We start from the raw sequence: 4,179 nt of genomic DNA on the forward strand, positions 1-4,179 counted from the left end.
CCTTTTCGCTGGCAGCCCCCACTACACTTTCCGTTACGGTGCTGTTGCCCTCCACCGCAGCCACGTTACCGCTGGCGGTACCCTTGTCAGAGGTGCCGCCATATACACTGCCATCTATCTGGCTGCTGCCGGCCACGGTGGCCTGGTTGCCGGTCACGCTGCCGCTGGTGCTGGAGCCGCCGGTTACACTGCCCTCCAGCTGACTGCCGCCGTTAATGCTGGCTTCATTATTGGCTGCCTGCCCATCTCTGGACACACCACCGGTAACCTCCCCCTTTACGGAGCTGCCGCCGGTAATATTGGCCTTATTGCCCTGGGTGCGGCCCGTTACACTGGTACCGCCCATTACGTTGCCTGTAACGGCGGTGCCCTTGCCAGCTATCTTTACCTCATTGTCCTGGGCCGCACCGCTTTGAGTTACGCCACCGGTTACATCACCGGTTACATTACTGCCGCTTTGGATTTTGGCCACATTGCCCTCAGCGGTGCCGGTCTGGCTGGTACCGCCGGTTACATTGCCGGTAACTATGGTCTTGGTTCCGGTAATGGCGGCTTCATTTTGGGTGGCAGTGCCCCCTTCCGTCTGACCGCCAATAACAGCCCCGTTGACGGAGCTGCCGCCGGTTACATTGGCAGTATTCTGACTGACGCTGCCGCTGGTGCTGTCACCGCCGATTACGTTACCGTTTTCCACGGTGCTGCCTGTTACGTTGACGGCATTTTCCCTGGCCTCGCCGCTATCCGTATGAGCACCATATACATCAGCCGCTGTATCGCTGTGAAGGGCATTAGGCTGTATTACGCTGCCAGTGACGTTGGCGGTATTCTGGCTTACATTGCCGCTGGTGCTGATGGCTCCGCTTACCGGGCCATAGACGGTACTGCCATTGGTTACATTGGCGGTATTGCTTGTCGCTTCTCCGGTATCGGTCTTGGCGCCCATTACGCCGCCGTCCTGGGTGCCGACGGTACTACCCTCGACATTGGCCGCATTGCCCGTTGCCAGACCGCTGTCGGATTTGCCGCCGATGACGGCACCGGCCACCTCACTGCCGCCAGTGACATTGGCTGTGTTGCCCTGGGCCTGGCCCCCTTCGCTGATGCCGCCGGTCACATCGCCGCCGGTACCATCCACATTGACCAATACCTTGGCCCCATTGCTGATATTGGCCGTGTTGCCTGTGGACTCGCCCTTCCCCTGGGCCTGGCCGCCAACTATATCCTGGGACACCGTCTGACCGGCCACTTCCTCCGTCTGGTTCTCCGCCGGTACATCCGGTGCTGGCTCGGCCGTGCCCCGATCTACCACATAGTACAGATTGCCATCCTTGTAGTAGGCATGGCCCTTGCCGGTGAAGCTGCCCAGAGTGAATTTTTCCCCCCGGACTTTGCGGATGCTGTTGCCATAGTTGGCAATCAGCAGCATCTCATCCCCAGTGGCCAGGGAATCTACTCCTGTAAAGGAAATCTTTTCCCCGTCGACACTGGCATTGATATATGCCGCCTCAGTGGCCCCACGGGTGTAGGTATTGTTCCAGGTCAGCTGGCCCAAATTCAGCAATGTTGCCTGATTTTGGGTGATGACGTAGCTTACACTGCCGCTGCCCGCTTCTACCTCACCGGTGGTCTCGGCATCCACAGTGAGGCCGGTCATTGGGGTATAGCTGTAGGACTGAGAGGCGTAGGCCTCGGTTTCGATATTTCCCAGGGTAGCATTGCCCTTCAGGAGGGTCATGCTGTCCTGGACCTGGGCGGTACGGGCCTGGTCCTCGGTCATTAGCATGGAAAAGTCATTGGTATTTATGGTGTCCAGGCCGCTGTAGTCATAGGCGGCATCGCTGCCATCCATAAGGGTGGCCCCCTTTTGGTAGGTAATGGCCCCAAGGGCCACGTTGTCTATGGCGGCCTTGTCGGAAGCGTAGACCAGATTGGTGCCATCGGCCTTGACGTTACTCAACACCTGACCGGAGATGGTGATGCCATTCTCCTTTTGGGTATAATCTGTGGTGATGTTTTTCAATGCATCGTCAATAGCGGCCCCGTCAAAGAAGCCCTCCACATTGGCGGTCAATATATCGGTGGAGGTGCCCAGGGTCGCCGTCGGAGCAGTAAAGCCTGACCCGGTAACCGTTAAACCGGAGGCGGCGGTCCAGCCCGTGGAAAGAGCACTGGCCGTTCCGTTCCAGTTGGATAAATCTATCCCCGTCACAGCACTCTCGATATTATAATTTACCTTGCTGTTACTATCGGCCAGAGCCACCCGATGGGTCTTATCATAGGCCATGGTCACACTGTTAGCCAGGGTCTCCGTTCCTCCAGCCACCTGCTTTACCACCAGGCCGGTCCCAATGGCCTGGGTGCCCCCGGCGTATTTTACCTTAAGGTTTTCCGTGAAATTATCCGGATTGCCGGCCAGCAGGGTCATGGTGCCCGGGGTGGTAGCCGCGGCCAGATTAGCGGCTCCGGACACATCCAGAGTCTCCACATCATTAATTCCTCCAGTGGAGGTAAGGATGGTCTTGCCATTGGTAAAGGCCAAATCCTTGGCAATCCCCACTATCTGGGTATAGGCTACGCCATCCTCCCCAACGGTAATGCCGGTGGCCCCTAAATTCAGGGTATTACCGGAGCTATTGACCGCCTCACCACCTCGGATGCCACTGACACCGATGGGGGCATTAATGTTTATGATATTATTGGCGGCCGTACCAGTGGATTCATCGTAAGCTGAACCACCGTGAATTACAGAAATGGTTTCATCAAAGGTACCACCGGTGATGGTAACCATGTTGTTATTGGCACTCAAATAACCTTCTCCACCATAAACATCACCAGTAATCGTACCGCCGGTGATTTCAACAGTGTTGCTGTCGGCTGTACCAGTTTCACCAATGGAAAAACCGCCATAGACGCTCCCACCTATAAAGGTGGTTCGGTCATCGGCTTGGGATATGGCTACCTTGTTCTCCGCGGCACCAGAATAGCCCCAGCCTCCATAGATATTACAAGGATAATCATCATTATAAATGGTGCCGCCGGTGATAGTTACCTCGTTGCTGTCGGCTGTACCAGTTTCACCATCGGAATAACCGCCATAGACAGACCCGCTTACCAAGGTGTCTTGGCCATCGGCCTGGGATATAGCTACCTTGTTATTTGTGGCACCAGAATAGCCCCTGCCTCCATAGATATCACAAAGATAATTATCATTATAAATGGTGCCGCCGCTGATAGTTACCTGGTTCCTCTCGGAAGTACCATTTATAGAATAACCACCATAGACATCATTGCCTACAGAGGTGGCTTGGCCATCAGCCTGGGATATAGCTACCTTGTTATTTGTGGCAGCAGATCTTCCCCAGCCACCATAGACAGTCTCTTCAATCGTACCGCCGGTGATTTCAACAGTGTTGCTGTCGGCTGTACCATTTTCACCATCGGAATAACCGCCATAGACCTCCATGTTTATAGAGGTGGTTTGGTTGGCAGTCTGGAATATAACTACCTTGTTCTCCGCGGCACCAGAGTCTCCCCAGCCACCATAGACACAATTGTCTATGGTACCGCCGGTGATAGTTACCTCGTTGCTCTCGGCTGTACCAGTTTCACCATCGGAATAACCTCCATAGACAGCCCCGCTTACCCAGGTGTCTTGAGCATCGGCCTGGGATATGGCTACCTTGTTATTTTTGACACCAGAATAGCCATAGCCTCCATAGACATAACTACTAATCGTACCGCCGGTGATAGTTACCTCGTTGCTGTCGGCTGTACCATTTACGGAATAACCACCAAAGACAGACCCGCTTACAGAGGTGGTTTGGTTGGCAGCCTGGGATATGGTTACCTTGTTATTTGTGACACCAGAATAGCCAAGGCCTCCAAAGATATTACAAAGATAATTATCATTATAAATGGTGCCGCCGGTGATAGTTACCTCGTTGCTGTCGGCAGTACCATTTTCGGAATAACCACCATAGACAGACCCGCTTACCAAGGTGTCTTGGTTGGCAGCTTGGGATATGGTTACCTTGTTCTTCGCGGCACCAGAGAATCCCCAGCCACCATAGACATTCTCGCTTACCTTGGTGTTTTGGTTGGCAGCCTGGGATATAGTTACCTTGTTATTTGTGGCACCAGATTTTCCCCAGCCACCATAGACCCTTCCATGAATCGTAC

The 4,179-nt window shown here is 54.3% G+C and carries 1 protein-coding gene; it reads right to left on the reverse strand.

Annotated elements, in window-relative coordinates; genetic code table 11:
- Window positions 1-4,179 (reverse strand): hypothetical protein (locus Q0Y54_RS11980; protein ID WP_297968325.1); only part of this gene is annotated, 4,179 nt, incomplete at both ends.

This window comes from uncultured Anaerovibrio sp., assembly GCF_947302755.1.
GTDB lineage: Bacteria > Bacillota > Negativicutes > Selenomonadales > Selenomonadaceae > Anaerovibrio.